General features: G+C 35.1%; 24 protein-coding genes and 1 riboswitch. Of the genes, 11 read left to right on the forward strand and 13 right to left on the reverse strand.

Features of this window, described 5'->3' with window-relative positions; all coding sequences use genetic code 11:
- Nucleotides 1-767: 767 nt before the first annotated feature.
- From FH036_RS24075 to FH036_RS24090, 4 genes are all read right to left on the reverse strand, one after another.
- A complete protein-coding gene (locus FH036_RS24075) occupies nt 768-1,124 on the reverse strand; it encodes a YxeA family protein (protein ID WP_000728417.1) in 357 nt (118 codons plus the stop codon).
- Nucleotides 1,125-1,263: 139 nt separating this feature from the next.
- Complete coding sequence (locus FH036_RS24080; protein WP_044790585.1) at nt 1,264-2,100, reverse strand: YitT family protein; 837 nt, start codon at nt 2,098-2,100, stop codon at nt 1,264-1,266.
- Between the two features lie 118 nt (nt 2,101-2,218).
- Nucleotides 2,219-2,548, reverse strand: a complete 330-nt coding sequence (locus tag FH036_RS24085) for a PH domain-containing protein (RefSeq protein WP_139896327.1) — start codon at nt 2,546-2,548, stop codon at nt 2,219-2,221.
- Between the two features lie 152 nt (nt 2,549-2,700).
- Entirely contained in the window at nt 2,701-3,678 is a 978-nt protein-coding gene (locus FH036_RS24090; protein ID WP_098922458.1) for a LacI family DNA-binding transcriptional regulator, read from the reverse strand.
- A 457-nt stretch (nt 3,679-4,135) separates the two neighbouring features.
- Between FH036_RS24090 and FH036_RS24095 the strand changes: the two genes are divergently transcribed.
- Nucleotides 4,136-4,231 carry a DUF3948 family protein gene (locus tag FH036_RS24095; RefSeq protein ID WP_001060010.1) on the forward strand — a complete coding sequence of 32 codons (96 nt, stop codon included), beginning with the start codon at nt 4,136-4,138 and terminating at the stop codon, nt 4,229-4,231.
- 73 nt (nt 4,232-4,304) lie between these two features.
- Here FH036_RS24095 and FH036_RS24100 read toward each other — a convergent pair whose 3' ends face one another.
- A complete protein-coding gene (locus FH036_RS24100) occupies nt 4,305-4,910 on the reverse strand; it encodes a lysophospholipid acyltransferase family protein (protein WP_139896328.1) in 606 nt (201 codons plus the stop codon).
- Between the two features lie 337 nt (nt 4,911-5,247).
- Here FH036_RS24100 and FH036_RS24105 point away from each other — a divergent pair, with 337 nt between their 5' ends.
- Nucleotides 5,248-5,343 (forward strand): DUF3948 family protein, encoded by a 96-nt coding sequence (locus FH036_RS24105; protein WP_070805086.1) that lies wholly within the window; start codon nt 5,248-5,250, stop codon nt 5,341-5,343.
- Nucleotides 5,344-5,403: 60 nt separating this feature from the next.
- On the opposite strand, the gene FH036_RS24110 is transcribed toward FH036_RS24105, so the two are convergent.
- Both FH036_RS24110 and FH036_RS24115 read right to left on the reverse strand, forming a co-directional pair.
- The gene (locus FH036_RS24110; protein ID WP_000894070.1) at nt 5,404-5,544 is read right to left on the reverse strand and encodes a YrzO family protein; all 141 of its coding nucleotides are present in this window, start codon (nt 5,542-5,544) and stop codon (nt 5,404-5,406) included.
- 21 nt (nt 5,545-5,565) lie between these two features.
- Nucleotides 5,566-6,534: a DMT family transporter gene (locus FH036_RS24115; protein ID WP_139896329.1), complete on the reverse strand. Its 969-nt coding sequence runs from the start codon at nt 6,532-6,534 to the stop codon at nt 5,566-5,568.
- 127 nt (nt 6,535-6,661) lie between these two features.
- Between FH036_RS24115 and FH036_RS24120 the strand changes: the two genes are divergently transcribed.
- Complete coding sequence (locus tag FH036_RS24120) at nt 6,662-7,528, forward strand: LysR family transcriptional regulator (protein ID WP_000423069.1); 867 nt, start codon at nt 6,662-6,664, stop codon at nt 7,526-7,528.
- A 255-nt stretch (nt 7,529-7,783) separates the two neighbouring features.
- Nucleotides 7,784-7,885, forward strand: coding sequence for a DUF3948 family protein (locus FH036_RS24125; RefSeq protein ID WP_001060013.1), 102 nt, complete (start codon nt 7,784-7,786; stop codon nt 7,883-7,885).
- A 214-nt stretch (nt 7,886-8,099) separates the two neighbouring features.
- Here FH036_RS24125 and FH036_RS24130 read toward each other — a convergent pair whose 3' ends face one another.
- Entirely contained in the window at nt 8,100-9,047 is a 948-nt protein-coding gene (locus FH036_RS24130; protein WP_000712210.1) for a helix-turn-helix transcriptional regulator, read from the reverse strand.
- A gap of 133 nt (nt 9,048-9,180) precedes the next feature.
- On the opposite strand from FH036_RS24130, the gene modA reads away from it, so the two are divergent.
- From modA to FH036_RS24145, 3 genes are all read left to right on the forward strand, one after another.
- Nucleotides 9,181-9,987, forward strand: coding sequence for a molybdate ABC transporter substrate-binding protein (modA, locus tag FH036_RS24135; RefSeq protein ID WP_001032218.1), 807 nt, complete (start codon nt 9,181-9,183; stop codon nt 9,985-9,987).
- Nucleotides 9,988-9,992: 5 nt separating this feature from the next.
- Nucleotides 9,993-10,667 carry a molybdate ABC transporter permease subunit gene (gene modB / locus FH036_RS24140; RefSeq protein ID WP_001996525.1) on the forward strand — a complete coding sequence of 225 codons (675 nt, stop codon included), beginning with the start codon at nt 9,993-9,995 and terminating at the stop codon, nt 10,665-10,667.
- Between the two features lie 301 nt (nt 10,668-10,968).
- Complete coding sequence (locus tag FH036_RS24145) at nt 10,969-11,820, forward strand: GRP family sugar transporter (RefSeq protein WP_000353544.1); 852 nt, start codon at nt 10,969-10,971, stop codon at nt 11,818-11,820.
- A 67-nt stretch (nt 11,821-11,887) separates the two neighbouring features.
- Here FH036_RS24145 and pnuC read toward each other — a convergent pair whose 3' ends face one another.
- Nucleotides 11,888-12,538, reverse strand: coding sequence for a nicotinamide riboside transporter PnuC (pnuC, locus tag FH036_RS24150; RefSeq protein ID WP_000621370.1), 651 nt, complete (start codon nt 12,536-12,538; stop codon nt 11,888-11,890).
- Nucleotides 12,539-12,725: 187 nt separating this feature from the next.
- On the opposite strand from pnuC, the gene proC reads away from it, so the two are divergent.
- The 4 genes from proC (at nt 12,726) to FH036_RS24170 (ending at nt 18,421) form a co-directional block, all read left to right on the forward strand.
- Complete coding sequence (gene proC / locus FH036_RS24155; RefSeq protein ID WP_000956262.1) at nt 12,726-13,529, forward strand: pyrroline-5-carboxylate reductase; 804 nt, start codon at nt 12,726-12,728, stop codon at nt 13,527-13,529.
- A gap of 1 nt (nt 13,530) precedes the next feature.
- Nucleotides 13,531-14,364 carry an aldo/keto reductase gene (locus FH036_RS24160; protein WP_000060176.1) on the forward strand — a complete coding sequence of 278 codons (834 nt, stop codon included), beginning with the start codon at nt 13,531-13,533 and terminating at the stop codon, nt 14,362-14,364.
- Between the two features lie 150 nt (nt 14,365-14,514).
- Nucleotides 14,515-14,621, forward strand: a riboswitch (SAM riboswitch).
- Nucleotides 14,622-14,753: 132 nt separating this feature from the next.
- Entirely contained in the window at nt 14,754-16,394 is a 1,641-nt protein-coding gene (locus tag FH036_RS24165; RefSeq protein ID WP_044790576.1) for a peptide ABC transporter substrate-binding protein, read from the forward strand.
- 386 nt (nt 16,395-16,780) lie between these two features.
- Nucleotides 16,781-18,421: a peptide ABC transporter substrate-binding protein gene (locus FH036_RS24170; protein WP_000731078.1), complete on the forward strand. Its 1,641-nt coding sequence runs from the start codon at nt 16,781-16,783 to the stop codon at nt 18,419-18,421.
- A gap of 44 nt (nt 18,422-18,465) precedes the next feature.
- On the opposite strand, the gene FH036_RS24175 is transcribed toward FH036_RS24170, so the two are convergent.
- From FH036_RS24175 to FH036_RS24190, 4 genes are all read right to left on the reverse strand, one after another.
- Nucleotides 18,466-19,608, reverse strand: a complete 1,143-nt coding sequence (locus FH036_RS24175) for a YhgE/Pip domain-containing protein (RefSeq protein WP_000444664.1) — start codon at nt 19,606-19,608, stop codon at nt 18,466-18,468.
- 58 nt (nt 19,609-19,666) lie between these two features.
- On the reverse strand, nt 19,667-20,248 hold the full coding sequence (locus FH036_RS24180) for a TetR/AcrR family transcriptional regulator (protein ID WP_000124366.1): 582 nt from the start codon (nt 20,246-20,248) through the stop codon (nt 19,667-19,669).
- Between the two features lie 65 nt (nt 20,249-20,313).
- A complete protein-coding gene (locus FH036_RS24185) occupies nt 20,314-20,505 on the reverse strand; it encodes a hypothetical protein (protein ID WP_000922536.1) in 192 nt (63 codons plus the stop codon).
- Between the two features lie 18 nt (nt 20,506-20,523).
- Nucleotides 20,524-21,423, reverse strand: a complete 900-nt coding sequence (locus FH036_RS24190; protein WP_000544196.1) for a helix-turn-helix transcriptional regulator — start codon at nt 21,421-21,423, stop codon at nt 20,524-20,526.
- Between the last annotated feature and the right edge of the window lie 56 nt (nt 21,424-21,479).

Genomic DNA, 21,479 nt, shown 5'->3' on the forward strand with positions numbered 1-21,479 from the left:
AGAAATCTTTAATTGGAAACTTCACTACTTCTTCTTTACGCATCCCATTCTTCTCCCTTCTTACTATATCCCTAATTATTTTTATCTATTTGTATCTATTATGCAAAAAATATGACAAAATTACTATCGAATTAACTTACGTAAACCTTACAATGTTGTAAGGTTTATAAAGTGAAACTTTAATCAGTGGGGGGTTCTTCATCCCCCACTGATTATTAGTTGAACCAATCGGACTTTTATGGGCAGTTGATCCCCCACCTAACTTCTTTGCTTTCGCTGAATTTTGAGGTGGGGGTCTTACTGCCCATTAAAGCGGGATAAAAAGGGCCTCATCTCCATACAGATGAGGCTATTAAAAAGTAGTTGGTTTTTCATTCTTCATTCATATTACAAACAGAAAGTAATACAGTGAGACTTTCTAATTACACTATATAAAATTCACTATCTTTTAACCATCGAATTACATTACAGAAGACTTACATGTTTGTAAGCTATGTGTAATGTAATTCGATAGTTTCTCTCACCTACATCTCGTACAATAAAGTTAGCAAGTAAGCCAAATAAGAAGAACACTCACATAACCAAATTACATTGCTAGTAGCTACTCTTCTTATACCTTTCACTCATGCTACTACAATGTACCCCCTTCCCCTTTATATATTAAAAAAAGCCTTAGTCCATATGGAATAAGGCTTTTTTTGCACACACCAAAATACCCCTACCTAGTATTTTTGTTTTCGACAAAAAATAGGTGGGGGTATAATTTGCTATCTCATCGCTAAAAGTTTACTCTTTGCATTAATAGGAATATTTATCGCTTCAATTTCTTCAATTGCCTCGCCGTAACGTCCTTTTGCATACACCTTTAATGTTTCATCTCTCTTTAACATATGCTTAACAGTCTTCTTTATTTTTTGTTCTCTTCCACGTTCGTCAAATGCAATAAATTCATATTCATACCACTCATCACCAATATGCTGACCAATTGTATTCACAACCGTATAGTATTCTTTCGTCTTATAAAACGGATTATATTTATCGATAACCGGTCCAAGTTTCGTAGGTAGTAACATTATTACTATGACTATCATCGCTATTATAGTAGTGATCATTTTTTTCTTCATAATAAACATTCCTCCTCTGCAGGATATATATACATCCATTTTAAAAAGAAGGAATACAATCTACTATTGAATCTCATTACATTACACTTACATTTTTGTAAGAATTAAAAAAAGGTGAACGAATTTACTCGTTCACCTTTTAACTCGCTTTAAAGCCTCCACCAAGTACATCACGTACATCATGGATAACAACGAAAGCATCTTCATCCACTCGACTAATAACTTGCTTTAACTTAACAAGCTCTTGTTTATTAATAACAACATATAAAACTTCTTTATTTTTACCAGTATATCCGCCGCGCCCTTCTAATACAGTAACGCCGCGTGTCATGTTTTTTGTAATAGCCTCACGTATTAACTCTGGTTGATTTGAAATAATTGTAACAGCCGTTTTTGTATCCATTCCTTCTACAATGAAATCAATCACTTTCGCTCCGATAAATACCGCAACAAGTGTGTACATCGCTTTTTCTTGCCCTATTATAAATACGGAACCAGCAATTACAACGATATCAATAATAAGTACACCTTTACCGACGCTCCAACCTAAATATTGATTTGCTAACCGGGCTAAAATTGCCGATCCCCCTGATGTACCTCCAGCTTTGAACATACAGCCTAATCCGATACCGACAAATACACCAGCAAATAGTGCCGCTAATAACGTATCACTATTTACATGATACTCAATATGTTCTGTAACATATAAAAACAAGGATGTTTCTACAATCCCTAAAATTGTATAAACCATCGTTTTCTTATCAAAAAATTTATAACCAACAGCTAGTAAAATTGCATTTATAGCAAAGTTCACAATCCCAGGCGACCAATCAAATAAATAGTACGTAACAACCGTTAAACCAATAATTCCACCCTCTGATAGACGGTTTGGAATTGCAAAGTAATTAATACCAATTGCGAATAATAATGAACCAATTGTAATTAGTGTTATTTCCTTTATACGTTGATTAACCATAGTTCATACCCTCCCCCCATTTGACATTGTATCACTATCTCCTAGAGGTTTAGAAGTTGTTTTTATTCAGCATTTTTCCTCATAAAGACCAGGATATTATGTTTAAACAGAGGGGTGATTAATTATTCATATTTGCTCTAACTATACGGACAAATCGCTCCACATTCCCCTTCTGAATATACTTAGCTCGGATGGTTTCATGATTACAAATAAATTCGAAATACGGGCGAAAAACTATGCTATCTATATGCAAATATGAGTACTCTTTACATGTTGAAGGATAGTATGGAAACTTCCCGTAAAAGAGGAGACGTCTAGTAGTAGCCGCAAAAATCCCATGTTGGTACGATAGCGTAAAATCATCCTTCTCAAATATCCCTACTACAAAAGCGACAACCTGTTCATCACCTTCTATATACTTTTTTACGCTCAATAAAAGCTCATTCATGCATATCATCCCTCCAAAATACTATTCTTGAAAAGAATCCATGGATTGTTACAAACCGGTTTAACCCCTTTATAAAGTATGAAACGCGTTTCCTGTCAAAGGTATTTCAAAAAAATAATCCGTTATGCACTTATACACATAACGGATTAAAACTACACTGTAGATCGCTCCACAAGTTCATATGGAATTTCCACCTTTTCTTGTTTAGAACTTTCATCATTTGTTTGCCGATAAAACATTTCAAAGGCTTTTTTACCTATTTCCTTTAAATTTTGATCAATAGTTGTAAGTTGTAACACTTGCGAGATAGGTTGATTATCAAAGCCAATAATCGCTAAATCCTCAGGAACTTGAATACCTAATTTTTCAGCTTCTGTCATAACCCCAATCGCAACTTCATCTCCTGCTACTATTAATGCTTCAGGAAGATGCTGCATCTCCTTTAATTTATGAGCCACTCTCACACCATCTTCTAACGTAAAACATTCTGTGAAAATCCATTCTTCATTCACTTCTTCATCTATAGATTGCAATTGACGCTTATACACATCAAAACGCTTTTGACTACTCGGTCCTAGCTTTCTCCCCGTGCAATAACCAATTTTTTTATAACCTTTTTCAATAAGGTGATTCATTCCTAGCTGGAAAGCTGCCGAATGATTTGTATATACACTTGAGATATTTGAAATATCATTGTCTTCACAAGCAATGATTGTGCCGTATGAAGCATACGGTTCTATCATTTCCCAATCATTTGCACGTGAACAAATAATAAGGCCATCTAATTGTTTCGTTTTTAACATATGTAAACTTTTCATTTCTTCTTTTTTATTATAGTTTGTTTGGCAAAGTAGCACCCTGTAGTTATGAGTTAACGCTCCCTCCATCATTCCCCCTACCATTGCATCGAAGCTCGGGTGATTAATGTAAGGGAGAATTACACCAACAATATTCGTCTTTCCCTTTGATAAATGAACAGCATTTGCGTTTTGTGAGTAATTCAACTTCTCAACTATCTCTATAACCGCTTTCCTTTTTTCTTCACTTACATACGGATGATCATTCAATACTCTCGAAACAGTCGTAACTGAAACTCCCGCCATCTTTGCAATATCTTTAATATTAGCCATACACTCACCTCTACTTTTAAATTAATAAATTCCATGAACATATGTCAAACCTTCTCATCATTACACCTTCATTCATTTTTCTTACAAAAGTGTAATTTCCCTGTAAGCTAATTCGATAGTTACTCTCCGCTATTTTTCATACAATTAAGTCAGAAACAGGGCAACCATTATTCGAAAAGGAGCGGATTTATCCCGCATTAACGGGCAGTAAGACCCCCACCTCAAAATTCAGCGGAAGCAAAGAAGCTAGGTGGGGGATCAACTGCCCGTAAAAGCCCGATTGGTTCAACTAATAATCAGTGGGGGATGAACAAAACCCCCACTGATTAAAGTTTCACTTTATATGATGAACAAAATGAAAACAAACAATTTTTTAAATACAATGGGCATGGTATTTTCCGCTTTTATCGACGCAAAAGCTGTTGCTTCTACATTAAACAAGTAAGGAGAATGTATGATGAATAACATCACTTTCAACAAATTAGATTTTTTAGGACTAGCTAGCGGATCAGTTCTTCTTACTGCTTTTATTTACGCCGCTACGCTTGTATAACTTTTGTGTCCCCTTTCCCCTTCATTATAAATAGTAATAGAAAAGACGACCGTCTATGCCCGGTCGTCTTTTCTTACTTTTGATTTGATTGCAAAGCTTCCTTTAGCTCCTCAAACCTCTCATTTAATTGATCTGTCATCATTTTCATAGCTGTTTTTCGATCTATTTGTTCTTCAGCATCAATTTGAATTGGGTCTCCAAAAATCAATTGTGCCTTTTTCCCTTTTATTAATTCTTTTACACTTGATGGACCAATATAAGCTGCCGGTATTAATGGAACGTTAGAACGCATCGCAATTGTCACAGCACCAGCTTTTAACGAAACGTCTTCTGTCGATCTCGTTCCACTCGGGAAAATCCCTACCACTTTTCCTTCTTTTAATAAGCGTGATGGAATTTTAAGTGTACTCGGTCCTGGATTTGCACGATCTACAGGGAATGCATTTACATTTTTAAAGAACCAATTTTTGAATTTCCCTTCAAATAATTCTTTTTTGGCCATGTAATGAATCTCTGTTGGGTACATCCCTGTAGCTAACATTAATACATCCATAAAACTTGTATGTGTACAAGCAACAACATACGGACCACCTTCTGGTAGCTTTTCTCTTCCTTGCACTTCTACTTTCCCAGCTGTTTTAAATATATATTTCAACAAAAATGTAATTGGTTTATACATTGGTTTCGTTCCTTTCTGAACATCCGAAGTATAGTCATTTTCTTACCTTAATTATAACACTAAGTTATAGGAGTTGGTAATAAAAATGAGTATTAATTGTTAATTTTCAATTCTTACAAAAGTGTAATTTTCTTGTAAGCTAATTCGATAGTTACTTCTTGCGATATTTCATACAATTAAGTCAGAAACAGGGCAACCATTATTCGAAAAGGAGCGGATCAATATGATGAACAAGCTGAAAACGAACAATCTTTTAAATACAATGGGCATGGTATTTTCCGCTCTTATCGATGCAAAAGCTGTTGCTTCTACATTAAACAAGTAAGGAGAATGCATCATGAACAATATCACTTTTAACAAATTAGATTTTTTAGGATTAGCTAGCGGCTCTCTTCTTCTTACTACTTTTATTTACGCTGCTACGCTTGTATAACTTTGTGTCCCCTTTCCCCTTTATATAGAAAAAGACGACCGTCTATGCCCGGTCGTCTTTTTACATGTTTCTTTCTTTCAACTCTTTTAAAAGCTGTATCATTTCAGCTTGTTGTTTTATCTTTTTACGACCATTCCGATTAATTGCTGCAAGCTCACAAGCAACTCCAACGGCAAAGAAAAACAATAAACTTTCTAACATATGAAATCCTCCAATTGGCTATTAAACAGCTTGGCGTAATTGCTCTTCTTGTAAAATCTTCTTACTTATATTTTCTTCTTTTCTCTGACAAACGTTATTGCGAATAAGCGCTGCGATAACAAGTAAAGTTCCTATAATATCAAACATCGTTATTTGATATCCTTGCATCATCATAATCATTAAAGTCGTAATAGGCACAAAGTTAATAAACAAAATCCCATTAATCGATGATAAAATCTTCACACCGTAATTCCAAGCAAGTAATGCTACAATTCCCGGTAATGTCATCATAAATAACAAATCATATTTCACGACAGAAATCGTTCCCATACTCGGAACTGAAACATATCCAAGCGACGTAATAAGTACCGTTATAATTCCTGTAACGGTCGTACCGAATACACACGTCAACGTAGAGTAACGTAATGTCGACCAATCGCTACACGTTTGACCACCCATCGTATAAATAACCCAACCTACAACTCCAACAAATATACATGCTAGTGAAAACATGTTATCTTTCAATGTTAAAAAGAAACTCATGTCGCCCTTTGTAATAACAAATACAGCCCCTACAAAAGCGATAATCATGCTCGTTATCATATATTTTTTCGGTTTTACATGCTTATATCCCCATAAAATACAAATAGAAATCATCGGCATAAGTGCTTCCATAATGGAAGCTACCATCACACCTGATTTTCCCATTAACATTTGACCTAAAAATACAAGTACATTATATACAGTAAACGCCATCGTTCCGAAAAAGACGAGCAGCTTTCCTCTTCCTTCTAAACGAAATGCTCGTTTTCCTTCTTTCATTAACAACAATACAATCAGCATTATCGCCACCGCTCCATAGCGAATAAGCGAAAAGTAAAATGGATCTATGTATTCTAACGCATGATCAGCAACTGGAAACATTGCTCCCCATGACATACTTGCAATTAAACACGCTAAAGCGCCTATTATCATTTGACCTTTTCTCACCGCAATCCCCCACTTCTTTCTATTTGCACAAAGAGAATTGTAAAAGAAAAAATATATCACGTAAAATGATTCAAAATGATGTTAACTATCATTTATAATGATAGTTAACATCAAGGAGGATCGTATTATGGAATTAAGAGATTTACAAATCTTCCAGAGCGTTGCCGAACAAGGTAGTGTAAGTAGTGCAGCAAAGGAATTAAATTACGTACAATCAAATGTAACAACGCGTATTAAACAACTGGAGAACGAGCTGAAAACACCGCTCTTTTATCGTCATAAACGAGGCATGACTTTAACAGCTGAAGGAAGAAAAATGCTCGTTTATGTTAATAAAATTTTGCAAGATGTTGAGGAGCTAAAACAAGTATTTTTAGATAGTGAAACACCCTCTGGCATATTAAAAATCGGTACTGTCGAAACAGTAAGTACATTACCTACCATTTTATCTTCTTACTATAAAAGCTATCCGAACGTCGATTTATCATTACAAGCAGGTCTAACAGAAGAATTAATTAGAGAAGTACTCGATCATCAACTAGATGGCGCTTTTATATCAGGGCCAATAAAACATCCCCTTATTGAACAATATGATGTTAGTACAGAGAAATTAATGCTTGTAACACAAAATAAAGCTTTTCATATAGAAGAATTTACAACAACGCCTCTACTCGTTTTTAACCAAGGTTGTGGATACCGTTCCAAACTAGAACGATGGCTGAAAGACGAAGGTTTGCTACCAAAAAGAATTATGGAATTTAATATATTAGAGACTATATTAAACAGTGTTGCACTCGGCCTTGGAATTACGCTCGTACCACAGTCTGCTGTCCACCACCTTTCTAAAGCAGGGAAAGTACATTGTCATGCAATCCCTGAAAAATACGGCAGTATTTCAACGGTTTTCATACGCCGCAAGGATAGCTATATGACAAATTCAATGCGTAGCTTTTTAAAAACAATCGAAGAGCACCACCACATTAATATGCTTTAAAAGACATTCTTACACGAATGTCTTTTTTTCTTACAAAAGTGTAAGTCTTCCGTAAGCTAATTCGATAGTTGCAGGCGATCATATTTCCTATAATTAAGATATAAAGCAGGGCAACAACAATTCGAAAAGGAGCGGATACGCATGATGAACAAAATGAAATCAAACAAATTTTTAAATACAATGGGCATGGTGCTATCCGCACTTGTCGATGCAAAAGCCGTTGCAACTACATTAAACAAATAAGGAGAGATTATAATGAACAACATTACATTTAACAAATCAGATTTCTTCGGACTTGCAAGTGGAGCGACTCTTCTTACAGCTTTCATTTACACACTTGCTCAAGGTCTTGTTTAACACTTTGTTTCCCCAAACCCCTTTATATATAGAAAAAGCTGCTTGTCTTATAGACAAGCAGCTTTTTAATTTGTCCCGCTTTAATGGGCAGTAAGACCCCCACCTCAAAATTCAGCGAAAGCAAAGAAGTTAGGTGGGGTCGGGCTGCCCATTAAAGTCCGATTGGTGAGGGCTGATAATCAGTGGGGGATGAAGCCCCCCACTGATTAAAGTTTCACTTTATTTCATATATAATTTGACCTGTTTTCGTCATATCATATCCGCCAATCGCTTTTAGTTCATTATGAAATTCTTCCGATTGCAGAATGTCTTTTACAACTTCGATCAACTCTTCATTTTCTTTATTCTTCAAAATCACTAAATCATACTGCTCTTTCATGATTGGAATAAAGTCTACATTTACAATTTGCGAAAACTTTTCTGATCCTACTCCCACATCAGCTTTCCCATTCGCGACTTGCGTAGCAACACCAAGATGATTCGATTCTTCCCATTCATATCCACTAATACGTTCTTTATTTAAATTTTGAATGCGCAATTGTTCATCGACTAACACCCTAATACCAGAACCCTTTTCTCGATTTATAAATCGTATAGATGATTGAGATAAATCAGCCCATGTTTTTATATTTTTAGGATTCCCCTTTTGCACATAAAACCCAACGTTCCTTGCTAATAAATTAATCATCGTACATGGTTGTCCTACTAAAATACGTTTTACGTAAGGAACATTATATGTACCCGTTTCGCCATCAAACAAATGCAAGCTAACGATACTTCCTTCTCCTTGATACATTTTTACTAGGCTCGTTAAACTACCTTGATATGCCCTTAATATATTTGAACTTGGCAGGCGATTTTCTATACGTTTTGCCAACATGTCTAACGTTAGTTCTTGTCCGCTAATAATACATGTATTCGAGATACTATTACTGTCATTCTTTACAGAAGTAACTTGTACGTTACCTGTTTTCATTTGCTTAATATATTGTTCTAAATCTGCTGCATCAATGCGCATCTGTCTACCAATTCTATAAGAAGGCAGTTCTCCTTTTTTAATTAAATCGTATACAGTTAATTTTGATACTTTTAATCGCTTCGCTACTTCTTCCGTTGTGTAGGAATGATGATCCATAGACGATTCCTCACTTTCTTTCTTCATTGTAACAAAGAAAAGAATATTTCTCCTATATTTTAAAAATAACTACATCGTTCAAATTATATTCAATTATAACTAGTTATATTTATTTATATTTAGTTATAATTAATTATGTAAAAACGAAAGGGGATTTTTTATGAATAAGTTTACATTACAATCCATCGGGGCACTTATCCTTTCTTTTCTTCTTATATTTAGTGTTGCATGTACAAGCGGAGAGAAGAAAGAGAAATCAACCGCTAAAGAAGGAAAAACAGTTGAACTTACTATATCAGCAGCTGCAAGCTTACAAGATGCGCTAAAAGAAATTGAAACAAAATATAAAGAAAAAGAACCTAATATTAAACTTTCTTTTAACTTCGGCGCTTCTGGTGCACTTCAACAACAAATCGAACAAGGTGCACCTGCTGATTTATTCTTCTCAGCAGCCGAAGATAAATTCCAAACTCTCGTTAAAAAAGGATTCATTAATGAAAAAGAGGGGAAAAATCTCCTTGGAAACGAACTCGTTCTAGTCGTCCCAAAAGATAGTTCTCTTACAAAAATTCAAGATTTAAAAGATGAAAAAATAAAAAAAATCGCACTTGGTACACCTGAATCTGTACCTGCGGGAAAATACGCAAAAGCTTCTCTCACACATGAAAATCTTTGGAATGACGTTCAAAATAAAGTCGTATTTACAAAAGATGTTCGCCAAGTGTTAACATATGTAGAAACAGGTAATGTTGATGCTGGTATTGTATACAAAACAGATGCTCTTATTTCAAACAAAGTAAAAATTGGTGAGACAGCAGCAGATACTTCTCATGAGCCAATTCACTATCCTTTAGGTGTTATAAAAGAATCTAAGCACAAGAAAGAGGCGACCTCGTTTTATGAGTATTTGCAGTCAAAAGATGCACAATCTATCTTTAAAAAATACGGATTTACAGTCCTATCATAATTGCCATGAGCTTTGATACTATTTTATCACCAATCTTTCTATCTTTACGAGTAGCTGCATGTGCCACCATTATCGTTACCATTTTAGGAACGATAATCGGACGAGCGCTAGCACGCTCCTCATGGAGATATAAAGTAATATTAGAAACTATTTTCTTGTTACCAATGGTACTTCCGCCAACTGTAATCGGCTTTTTTCTCATTATCATTTTTGGAAATAACAGTCCTATTGGAACGTGGATAGAATCAATATTTCAGCAATCTATTATGTTCACATCTACTGCTGCTATCATTGCTTCTACAGTTGTTGCATTTCCGCTTATGTACCAATCAGCAAAAACAGGATTTTCTATCGCGAATGTACAAATTGAAGAAAGTGCTCGTGATCTTGGTGCAAGTGAATATCAAGTTTTTCTGCACGTCACACTTCCGCTTGCATTTCCTGCCTTACTAAGCGGAATGATTTTGAGCTTTGTTCGTGCGCTCGGTGAGTTTGGTGCTACACTCATGTTTGCTGGGAACATTCCTGGTAAAACACAGACTATCCCAACAGCCATTTACATGGCGATTGATGCAAGTAATATGCAGCTCGCCTGGACACTAGTAGTTATCACGATTAGTATGTCCCTCCTATTTTTGCTATGTATTCAGCTTATTAATAAAAGAATTACTAACTCGTAAAGCAGCTTTTTTTAAAGCTGCTTTTTTATTTCTTAGGAAATAAAAATATACCGCCGGGAGATAACTGAATTTTACCTTTTATTTAAATATACATTCTATTTGAATTTACTTTCTAAAATAGGCAATTTCCTGTTATTATATGGAGGTGTTTCAAAAATTGAAGAAATGAAAACGCATTTATATCGTGAATTCTTCATCCTGTTTTAGCGATCGGTAATCTTCTACTCTATTAGTGGGGCATTACCGATCGTTAGAACGATATGTAATTATATTGGTATAGCAAAACGAAGGGAGTCTTGTAATGGACATTTTATTAGCGCTTCTTCCTGCAATTGCATGGGGAAACATCTTATTAGTAAGCGTAAAAATGGGCGGTGGTGCATATAGCCAAACGGTAGGTATGACAATCGGTGCTCTATTCTTCGCAACAATTATGTATGTATTTACTCAACCCGCTTTAACAATGACAATCTTGATTGTTGGTTTTATTTCAGGTTTATTCTGGGCTTTAGGACAAGTAAACCAATTAAAAACAGTTGAAAAGTTAGGTGTTTCTACTACTGTAACGATTTCTACTGGTATGCAGCTTGTTGCAACTTCTATCTTTGGGGTTATCGCTTTCCGCGAGTGGACTACTACTACAACGATCATTCTGGGAACGATTGCAATCCTATTAATCGTAGTTGGTGTTGTATTCACATCATTAGATGATAAAGAAAATGCTCAGCCACCAGGACAATTGAAAAAAGGACTTCTTACTTTAATTGTTTCTACTTTCGGCTATCTTGTATATGTAATTATTATTCGTTGGTATAACATCGATGGTTGGTCTGCTATTTTACCACAAGCAGTTGGTATGTTTGTTGGGGCGGTTGTACTGACATCTAAACATAAACCATTTAACAAATATGCAATCCGTAATGCTTTATCTGGTTTACTATGGGGAACTGGAAACTTATTCTTACTTCTTTCACTACCACGTGTCGGAGTAGCAACAAGCTTCCCATTATCTCAAACTGGAATCGTTATCTCAACATTTGGTGCGATTGTCTTCTTAGGCGAAAAGAAAACGAAACGTCAATTGATCTTTATTGCACTAGGTAGTGTTTTAATTATCGGTGGCGCTGTATTACTTGGTATGACAAAAGCATAAATTTATAATCTATTAGTAAACCCCTGAGGCACATATGCTTCAGGGGTTTTTTAATTCTAATTATTTTCTAGATATAATTATTTTTATGTTTTTGGCCCTTATAATTATTCTTCCACTCTAGCAAACCCGCTACACATATAAAGAGATTAATAACAGCTAATATTAACATAACATATAACCCAGTGGAGATATAAATTGAAATACTAACTACATTATATAAAATCCATAAATGCCAGTTTTCTAGGATTTTTCGACTTAGCATAAATTGAGCTACTAATCCTAGTACAGCATTTAAAGCGTCTAAATATGGACTTGTTGATTCTAAGTAATGGACTTGATAATATCCCCAACCAATCCATGCAACTAAAATAAAGATTATATAAAAAATCCAACCTTGCAAATCTAAACGCACTGTTGCTTTTACCTCTTCCTCCCCACTACGTGCAATCCAATGATACCAACCATATACATTAAATATAAATTGAAAACCTGCCAATACTGCCATTGCATATAAACCTTGTGTAATAAAAATATACAGAAATACCGCAACGGTAATCATACCGAATAAAAAGTTGGATACTTTTTCTCTTGCTAATAGCCAAACATTAATAATCCCCATAACCGATGCAAAGATTTCAATATAGCTCGATTGAATATACAATCCAACCAATACGCAAATGATACTAGAAACAACTAAAAATAGCGGACTTCTAATCATGATCATCTCTCCCCAGATGTATAATAAATTCCCTATCACCAGTATAAGTAATAGACTTTACATTTACCATGAATTTCCTACTTTTCATTATCCATTCCACCTACGGGAAGTCTTTTCTTTTTACAAAATTCTCTTAAAAATGTTATCGTTTTTTATAACATATCTCCACTAGAAAGGAATAGAGGATATGCTAACTAAACATCGAATTCTATTTATTGGTGCTGGTCGTATGGCAGAAGCTATATTTTCCGGATTACTTAAAACAAGCAAAGAATACATCGAAGAGATTATCGTTTCTAACCGAAGTAACGTAGAAAAGCTAGATCAATTACGAGCGCGATATAATGTGTCTACTACAACAGATTGGAAGCAACATGTTACATCTGTTGATACGATTGTTTTAGCAATGCCGCCTTCTGCACACGAAGAATTATTAGCAGAGTTATCTCCGTTACTATCGAATCAACTTGTCGTAACGGTAGCTGCCGGCATCGGCCCATCTTATTTAGAAGAAAGACTTCCTAAAGGAACGCCTGTTGCTTGGATTATGCCAAATACAGCTGCTGAAATTGGTAAGTCTATCTCCTTATACACGATGGGACAATTCGTAAACGAGACTGATCAAGAAACCCTGCAATTGCTTTTAGGGGGCATTGGTACTTCGCAACTTTGTACCGAGGAAGAAGTTCATCAACTTACTGCAGTTACTGGAAGTGCACCAGCCTTCCTTTATTACTTTGCTGAAAGTTTAATTGAAGCAACAAAAAGTTATGGAGTCGATGAAGCAACCGCAAAACACCTTGTCATTCAAATGATTTCTGGCTCTGCTTCTATGCTTGAACAAACACAAGATCCAGCTAACCTCCGTGAACAAGTAACAACGCCAGGTGGTTCCACAGCTGAAGGTCTCAAAGCTTTATATGAATATAATTTTTCAGAGGCAATTCAAAAAGCAGTAGAAGCGACAAACAAAAAAGCTAGGGGGAAATAATATGAGTTTAACAAGTTTAAAAGACTATACAACATTACATAACGGTGTAAAAATGCCTTGGTTCGGCTTAGGTGTTTTTAAAGTAGAAGATGGTTCAGAAGTAATTGAGTCTGTGAAAGCAGCAATTAAAAATGGCTACCGCAGTATAGATACTGCAGCAATTTATCAAAATGAAGAAGGCGTTGGCCAAGCAATCCGTGAATCAGGTGTTTCACGTGAAGAATTATTTATTACATCAAAAGTATGGAATAGCGATCAAGGGTATGAAACAACACTTCAAGCATTTGAAACTACATTAGAAAAATTAGGACTAGAGTATTTAGATTTATATTTAGTACATTGGCCTGTAAAAGGGAAATATACTGAATCATGGAAAGCGTTAGAAAAACTTTATAAAGACGGCCGTGTTCGTGCAATTGGCGTGAGTAATTTCCATATTCACCACTTACAAGACGTATTTGAAATTGCTGAAATTAAGCCAATGGTCAATCAAGTGGAATACCACCCACGTCTAGCACAAGAAGAGTTGCACGCTTTCTGTAAAGAACATAATATCCAGCTTGAAGCTTGGTCACCGTTAATGCAAGGACAACTACTAGATAATCCAACGTTGCAAGAAATTGCGACAAAATATAATAAATCAACTGCGCAAATTATTTTACGCTGGGATTTACAAAACGAAGTTGTAACAATTCCTAAATCAATTAAAGAACATCGTATTATTGAAAATGCAAACATCTTCGACTTTGAATTAAGTGCTGATGATATGAAAGCAATTCAAGCTTTAAATGAAGATCGTCGCGTTGGTCCAGATCCAGATAACTTTAACTTCTAATAGAAAAACCACTGCATATGCAGTGGTTTTTCATTAAAGAAAACTGAAAATTTAAACTACATTTCATTCAGTTGACACTTCATCATCCAAGGTGTAAGATTTTGAATTATCAAAGAAACACAAAAATTAATAAAGTTTATTCGTTTACTCATTGTATCAAGAGAGGTGGAGGGACTGGCCCTTTGAAACCTCGGCAGCAGGTTCATTTTTGAATACTGTGCCACTTCCTGCAAGCTTTATAGCTTGAAAGATAGAATGAGGGACTTCGTTTATATACGGGTGCATAACTTGTACGTAAAAATCCCTCTTTCTCAATATGAAAAGAGGGATTTTTTATTTTTCATTTCCCTCATCATCATCCAAACTTAATTATTTAGGAGGAAAATCAAATGAAAAAAAAGTTTGTACCCGGTATTGCATCAGTTGTAGGAGTAAGTATTTTATTAACTGGTTGCGGTAGTTATAAAAACGAAGCAAGCGGAGCAAATGCAAAAGACGAGGCGCCTAGTAAGCAGGTTTTAAACTTATCTTCACCTACTGAAATACGAACAATGGATACAGCTCGTGCTACAGATACTGATTCTGGTCAAGTAATGAGAAACGTATTTGAAGGTTTGTATAATCTTGGTGAAGGTAACAAACCTGTCCCTGGTGTTGCAAAATCTCATGAAGTAAGTGGTGATAAAACGAAATACACATTCCACCTGCGAGATTCAAAATGGTCAAACGGTACTCCTGTTACAGCGAAAGATTTTGTCTTCGCTTGGCAAAGAGCTGTTGATCCAGCAACAGCCTCTGAATATGCATTTCTATTCTTTGATATTAAAAATGCAACAAAAATTAACAACAAAGAACTTCCAGCCGACCAACTTGGTGTAAAAGCAATTGATGACCATACGTTTGAGGTAGAATTAGAACGTCCTGTTCCGTACTTTATTAGCTTAACAGCGTTCCCAACTTTTCTACCAATTAACGAGGAATTCTTTAAACAACAAGGTGATAAGTACGCTTTAGAAGACAATGCAATCTTGTACAACGGAGCTTTTACACTAAGCGATTGGAAGCACGAGCAAAGCTTTAAATTCAAGAAAAATCCTACCTATTGGGATAAAGATACTGTCAAACTGGAAGAAATCAATTTTAACGTCGTAAAAGAAAAATCTACAGAAGTAAATTTATTCGAATCAAAACAATTAGACCGTATAAAACTAACATCCGACTTCGTTGATAAATATAAAAAAGATGCCAACTTTAAAGAACGTCCGAACGTAGGGGTACAGTTTCTACGTATGAATCAACAAAATAAAGTACTTCAAAACGTTTCTGCACGCCAAGCAATCGATCAAACAATCGATCGAAAATCCTTTGTAAATACACTATTAAATGATGGCTCTACACCAACCTTTGGTCTCGTTCCAAAAAACTTTGCAAAAGGGCCTGATGGAAAGGACTTCCGTACTATAAACGGGGATTTAACCAAAGTTGATACAAAATCTGCACAAGAGTTATGGAAAAAGGCAAAACAAGAGCTTGGTTCTGAAAAGATTACATTAGAATTATTAACAAGTGATGCTGACCTTGATAAGAAAACGGGTGAGTTCTTAAAAGGACAACTAGAAAAGAATTTAGATGGATTAACAGTAAATGTGAAACCACAACCACGTAAACAACAAGTTTCACTTTTATTAAAAGGTGACTATGAAATCGGTATTGATGGCTGGAGCCCTGACTTTGCTGATCCCATTACATTCCTTGAATTGTTTACAACGAATAATCCATACAACTTAGATCATTACTCTAATAAGGAGTTCGATGAAACAATTGAAAAGGTTAAAACGACTTTAGCTGGTGATGAAAAAGCTCGATGGGAAGCATTACTAGCATCTGAGAAAATATTATTTAAAGACTCTGTTATCGCTCCCCTTTACCAAAAAGGTGAATCTTATTTAGAACGTTCTTATGTGAAAGGAATTGTGCAAGTAGACTTTGCAGGCCAATTAAACTTCAAATGGGCACAAATTGAAAAATAAAAGACAACCTGAATTGAAGTTTTTCTATCTAAACCAATTATTTTATTGAAAAAATGTATTAAAAGCGGATTCTCAATAAGAGGAAATCCGCTTTTTTAATATATTATTTTAAAAAATTAATGCTCAACTTTTTATTATTGACATATAGTTCTCTCCAGTGTTAATATTCTAAATAATCAAAGAAACGAAATATTTCACCATCATAATATAACGTCTACTACGTCGAAGCATATAATGATAAATTATAGTTCAACATGTATATACATATAGAACACCTGATTACCTACATGTACATATTTATAATAGGTTTTCTCTTCTTCTATAGATACACTTCAAAACATGGACATTATGACGTTACGAACAACACATTTAGGGAGGAACGAACAATGAAGAAAAAAGTTGTACCTGTTGTTGCATCTGTTTTAGGGGCAAGTCTATTACTAACTGCTTGCGGGGGAAATAAAGATAACGCAAGCGGAGCGAAAGCAAATGATAAAGCACCTGATAAACAGGCAATTAACTTATCATTTGCTTCAGAAATTCCAACAATGGATGTTGCAAAAGCAACGGATGGGGAATCCATGAACGTAATGCGTAATGTTTTTGAAGGGTTATATGCAATGGGAGAAGATAATAAACCGATTCCTGGTGTCGCTGAGTCGGTTGACGTTAGTCCCGATAAAACGAAATATACATTCCATCTGCGTGATTCAAAATGGTCAAACGGTACTCCTGTTACAGCAAAAGACTTTGTCTTCGCTTGGCAACGTGCTGTAAACCCTGATACAGCAGCTGAATATGCATTCTTATTCTTCGATATAAAGAATGCGAAACAAATAAACCAAAAACAATTGCCGATTGATCAACTAGGGGTCAAAGCTATTGATGATAAAACGTTAGAAGTACAACTAGATCGTCCTGTTCCCTACTTCTTAAGTTTAACGACATTCTCAACATTCTTACCAATTAATGAAGAGTACTTAAAGTCTCAAGGCGATAAATACGGTTTAGAAACAAATCATTTAATTTACAACGGCGCCTTCACATTAGATAACTGGAAACACGAGCAAAGCTTCCAACTGAAGAAGAATCCTAACTATTGGGATGCTAAAACGGTGAAATTAGAAGAAATCAACTTCAATGTCGTTAAAGACAAGTCTACAGAAGTTAATTTATATGATTCAGGACAAATTGATCGCGTTGCTTTAACTGCGGAGTTTGTTGATAAATATAAGGGCGATCCAAACTTCAAAGAACGCGCTGAAGTTGGCATTCAATTTTTACGACTCAATCAAAAAAATGAAACATTAAAAAATCAACATGCACGCCTTGCTATTAACGGAGCAATGAATAAGAAAGCATATGTAGAAACAATTTTAAATAACGGCGCTGTTGCAGCTGAAGGAATGGTTCCTGCGAAATTCGCAAAAAGTCCTGATGGCAACGACTTCCGTAAAGAAAATGGAAATCTAGTGAAAGATGATGTGAAAACAGCGAAAGAAAACTGGAAAAAAGCGAAGCAAGAACTTGGTACTGACAAAGTAACAATTGAACTCCTAACAAGTGATAATGCTTTAGCTAAAAAGACTGGTGAATATTTAAAAGGTGAACTAGAAAAGAACTTAGATGGATTAACAGTGAATTTAAAACCACAACCACGTAAACAACAGTTAAAACTACTGTTAAGTGGTGACTATGAAATCGGTATTGATGGCTGGGGCCCTGACTTCGCTGATCCAATTACATTCTTAGATTTATTTACAACAGATAGTGCTTACAACTTCGATAAATACTCTAACAAAGAGTACGATGAGCTAATTCATAAAGTAAAAACAGATTTAGCTGGTGATGAAAAAGCTCGCTGGGAAGCAATGAAGCAAGCTGAAAAAATTCTATTACAAGACGGTGCTGTCGCTCCTTTATACCAACAAGGTCGTTCTTACTTACAACGCTCTTTCATTAAAGGACTTGTAACAACTGACTTCGGTGGTGAGTTTAACTACAAGTGGACAGAAGTTGCAAAATAATAAGTACTAATAAAAAGGTATCCCACCGAGGATACCTTTTTATTTTATGCTTCTTTAACTACAGAGCTTCTTCTTCCCTTTACCATTCCTTTTATAGCTAAAGTCATCACTGCTACTGATTGCGTAACCAATACAATAATTAATAACGAAATAATATTTCTCTCTAAATTAACTCCTCCAAATATTATTGTATAATAGCCATTCGCTGCATATGTTGCAGGAAATAATCCGCCGATTGTTTGATATGTTTTAGAAAGCATCTCATGTGGTACGATTACTCCCGAACTTACAAGTTGTAACGATAGTGAGATAATATTAAAAATCATACCTGCGTTTCCAAACACAGTTAGAAACATTTGTGTTAATGAAAGAAATGCGAAGAAAACTATCGCTTGAAATATCCATACACTCCATACCGTTTCGTGCATTTCGATTTGGAACCCTTTCATTAAACCAATTGTAATACATGCAAGTAAAATTGATACTGTACCGTTTATGATTTGTCTTGATAAGAAATTACTCCAACCGCCCTTTACTTCTTTTGCAACTTTTGATAGTTCCATACTCATAATCATTGCTCCTACAAATGAAGCTAATACGATCATTAGCGGTACCATATTCACTGAAAATCCTTTTGCATCATTTACTTTATGAACTGTAAAACCAATTGAATCTTCAGTTAACCCTCTTATCACTTCTACATTCTCAGTTCCTACAGCTTGTAGCTTTCCAACAATCGCTTGTTTCTTATAATTTGCTACCTCTTTATTTACATTATCTCGAATTTGTTTTGCAGCTCCTTCCATCATTTGCTTTGCCATCATGGCATTCGCTTGATTAATGTGGAAGTTTAAATTTGATTTTCCTGTTTCATTTATATCTTTTGAAAAAGAAGCAGGAATTTCAATAATCATATCGTACACATGGTCATTCATTTCTTTGTTTGCTTTTTCTACAGACCGTTCTGCTTTCACTTGAAATGGTAAATTTCTCTGTAAGCCTTCTGCTATTTTACTACCTATATTGACATCTTCATTCACAATAGCGATACGCATTTGATCTGCTCTTCCATTCACTCCATCATACGCTGTTAACCACACGCAAAAGAAAATAAGTTGGAATGATAATGCCACTACCATTCCTACATACGTACCAGGTCGTTTTAAAAATTGTTTTAATGATTCCATCTTCTCACTCTCCTATCCAGCAAGCAAGTACATGCTTGCATTTTATTTTAAATAAATACTAGGGTCTTAATGCCCTAGCATATAAAACAATATTATTTTCAATAAATTTCTCATCATCAACTTCTGTCAGGCGATCTGCAAAACGTAATTTAGATAAGAAATATCCAAAATTGATCCAGATAAAGTTCATTACTTGCGCTTCAATATTCGTATCAATAATGTTTCCTTTTTCCTGCATTTTTGCAAAATAGATACTTAATTCTTCTTTTAGTCCTTGTGGTATTTTAGCAATTTCCCCGTCTAATTCAGGAAATTCTCCAGCCTCACGTATACCAATAGCAATAATATCTTTTACCCCATCTAAAAAATTATGATAATGCCTTGCTAAATTTTTTAAATCCGTTTCTAATTCCCACACAATTTCTGTTTGTAAAAACTGTTTTAAATGCGGTACATATGAAAATTCAGCAACCGCCGCTTCAATAACACCCTTCTTACTTTTAAAATTGCGGAATATCGTTACTTCATTAACACCAGCACGCATTGCAATTTCTTTCGTTGTCGCTGCTGTATATCCTTTTTCTTTCACTAGTTCAATCGCTGCTTGAATAATTTTTTCTGCTGTCTTTGAGCGCGCCATAAAATCCTCTCTTCCTCATGCAAGTGATCACTTACATTTAGATTATATAACTTTTCTAACAATTGTCAACAATCCTCTTCCCCTTCTTTTTGCATTGAACTAAAACTCATCATAAATATAAACAAAAACATTAAATATGTTCTCCATGTCAAAGAAGGTGTATGCCCTGACCAAAGATAGCTAACTAAATAATTAATTCCCATAATACAAGACGCTATTACTAAACTAATACTTATTAGTTTTACATATTTGAGCATATCTTTTCTCCTTGCTTTTTATTTTTCTAATTCTTCAAATTGTAGATTCACTGGTTCTTCTAAGAGTGTTTCATAAAAGTTCTCTGCCAAATCTGTTGTAGGAATTTTTTCATCTACTTCATCAAATCGAATACTATCTAGCCATACACAACCTTCTCCTGATAATAAAACACCAAATGCAATACCAAGCGCTCCTTCTTTTATATCTAATACAACCGAGTACGATTGCCAGTTATTCGTATTTTTAATTGGGCGATTTTGCATGTTATCCATAGCGAGCGGTTCTGTCTCTTTTCCGTCTACTCGCATCCACAATCCTGCCCAATCTCTTACATTTTCACTCTTAACAAATGCTGTAAAACGTAATCTCTTCCCTACATATTTATCTGCTCGGAACATTTGCATTAATGTTGAAAATCCTCCGTGCGTAACATTCTCTTTTGCTTTTATGTATGCAGATACTTTCCCTTGATGGACAACTTCATAATCTAAACCCATCTCATATTCAGCAGGATGACTTCCACTTAAGATCCATCCTTTCGGTATACCTTTTTGCATTGAAACACCCTCTCTTTCTATATAAAATGACTGGAAGTACTTTCGATATTTCTTTGGTGGCAATTGAAACATTCTTTTAAAAGCCCTCGTAAATGCCTCCTGTGAGGAAAAACCATATTGCATTGCAATATCAATAACAGCTATTTCAGTTGATACTAAAGCCTGTGCAGCATGAGTTAATCTTCTCTTTCGAATGTAATCTGTTACACTCATCCCAACATATCTTTGAAAGATACGATGAAAATGGTACATCGATACTGCACTGTGAGATGCCACTCTTTCTGTTGTAAGCTCCTCATGTAAGTGATTCTCTATATATTCAATTGATTTTTTTATTATCTCTTTATACTCTTCATGCATGTTAGTACCTCCCTCACAACTTCAATTTACCATATACATACAAATCTTTTTTGATT

Origin of the sequence: Bacillus sp. CD3-5 (assembly GCF_006349665.1) — a bacterium.
Classification (GTDB): Bacteria; Bacillota; Bacilli; order Bacillales; family Bacillaceae_G; genus Bacillus_A; species Bacillus_A paranthracis.

Excerpts from the sequence above, each read along its gene's own strand:
- FH036_RS24185 (WP_000922536.1), bottom strand. The coding sequence starts at position 20,505 with ATGCTCAAATATGTAAAACTAATAAGTATTAGTTTAGTAATAGCGTCT.
- FH036_RS24100 (WP_139896328.1), bottom strand. The coding sequence starts at position 4,910 with ATGTATAAACCAATTACATTTTTGTTGAAATATATATTTAAAACAGCT.
- FH036_RS24090 (WP_098922458.1), bottom strand. The coding sequence starts at position 3,678 with ATGGCTAATATTAAAGATATTGCAAAGATGGCGGGAGTTTCAGTTACG.
- FH036_RS24075 (WP_000728417.1), bottom strand. The coding sequence starts at position 1,124 with ATGAAGAAAAAAATGATCACTACTATAATAGCGATGATAGTCATAGTA.
- modB (WP_001996525.1), top strand. The coding sequence starts at position 9,993 with ATGAGCTTTGATACTATTTTATCACCAATCTTTCTATCTTTACGAGTA.
- FH036_RS24125 (WP_001060013.1), top strand. The coding sequence starts at position 7,784 with ATGAACAACATTACATTTAACAAATCAGATTTCTTCGGACTTGCAAGT.
- FH036_RS24170 (WP_000731078.1), top strand. The coding sequence starts at position 16,781 with ATGAAGAAAAAAGTTGTACCTGTTGTTGCATCTGTTTTAGGGGCAAGT.
- FH036_RS24120 (WP_000423069.1), top strand. The coding sequence starts at position 6,662 with ATGGAATTAAGAGATTTACAAATCTTCCAGAGCGTTGCCGAACAAGGT.
- FH036_RS24175 (WP_000444664.1), bottom strand. The coding sequence starts at position 19,608 with ATGGAATCATTAAAACAATTTTTAAAACGACCTGGTACGTATGTAGGA.
- FH036_RS24085 (WP_139896327.1), bottom strand. The coding sequence starts at position 2,548 with ATGAATGAGCTTTTATTGAGCGTAAAAAAGTATATAGAAGGTGATGAA.
- FH036_RS24095 (WP_001060010.1), top strand. The coding sequence starts at position 4,136 with ATGAATAACATCACTTTCAACAAATTAGATTTTTTAGGACTAGCTAGC.
- FH036_RS24160 (WP_000060176.1), top strand. The coding sequence starts at position 13,531 with ATGAGTTTAACAAGTTTAAAAGACTATACAACATTACATAACGGTGTA.
- FH036_RS24190 (WP_000544196.1), bottom strand. The coding sequence starts at position 21,423 with ATGCATGAAGAGTATAAAGAGATAATAAAAAAATCAATTGAATATATA.
- FH036_RS24080 (WP_044790585.1), bottom strand. The coding sequence starts at position 2,100 with ATGGTTAATCAACGTATAAAGGAAATAACACTAATTACAATTGGTTCA.
- proC (WP_000956262.1), top strand. The coding sequence starts at position 12,726 with ATGCTAACTAAACATCGAATTCTATTTATTGGTGCTGGTCGTATGGCA.
- FH036_RS24145 (WP_000353544.1), top strand. The coding sequence starts at position 10,969 with ATGGACATTTTATTAGCGCTTCTTCCTGCAATTGCATGGGGAAACATC.
- pnuC (WP_000621370.1), bottom strand. The coding sequence starts at position 12,538 with ATGATTAGAAGTCCGCTATTTTTAGTTGTTTCTAGTATCATTTGCGTA.
- FH036_RS24105 (WP_070805086.1), top strand. The coding sequence starts at position 5,248 with ATGAACAATATCACTTTTAACAAATTAGATTTTTTAGGATTAGCTAGC.
- FH036_RS24110 (WP_000894070.1), bottom strand. The coding sequence starts at position 5,544 with ATGTTAGAAAGTTTATTGTTTTTCTTTGCCGTTGGAGTTGCTTGTGAG.
- FH036_RS24180 (WP_000124366.1), bottom strand. The coding sequence starts at position 20,248 with ATGGCGCGCTCAAAGACAGCAGAAAAAATTATTCAAGCAGCGATTGAA.
- modA (WP_001032218.1), top strand. The coding sequence starts at position 9,181 with ATGAATAAGTTTACATTACAATCCATCGGGGCACTTATCCTTTCTTTT.
- FH036_RS24165 (WP_044790576.1), top strand. The coding sequence starts at position 14,754 with ATGAAAAAAAAGTTTGTACCCGGTATTGCATCAGTTGTAGGAGTAAGT.
- FH036_RS24130 (WP_000712210.1), bottom strand. The coding sequence starts at position 9,047 with ATGAAGAAAGAAAGTGAGGAATCGTCTATGGATCATCATTCCTACACA.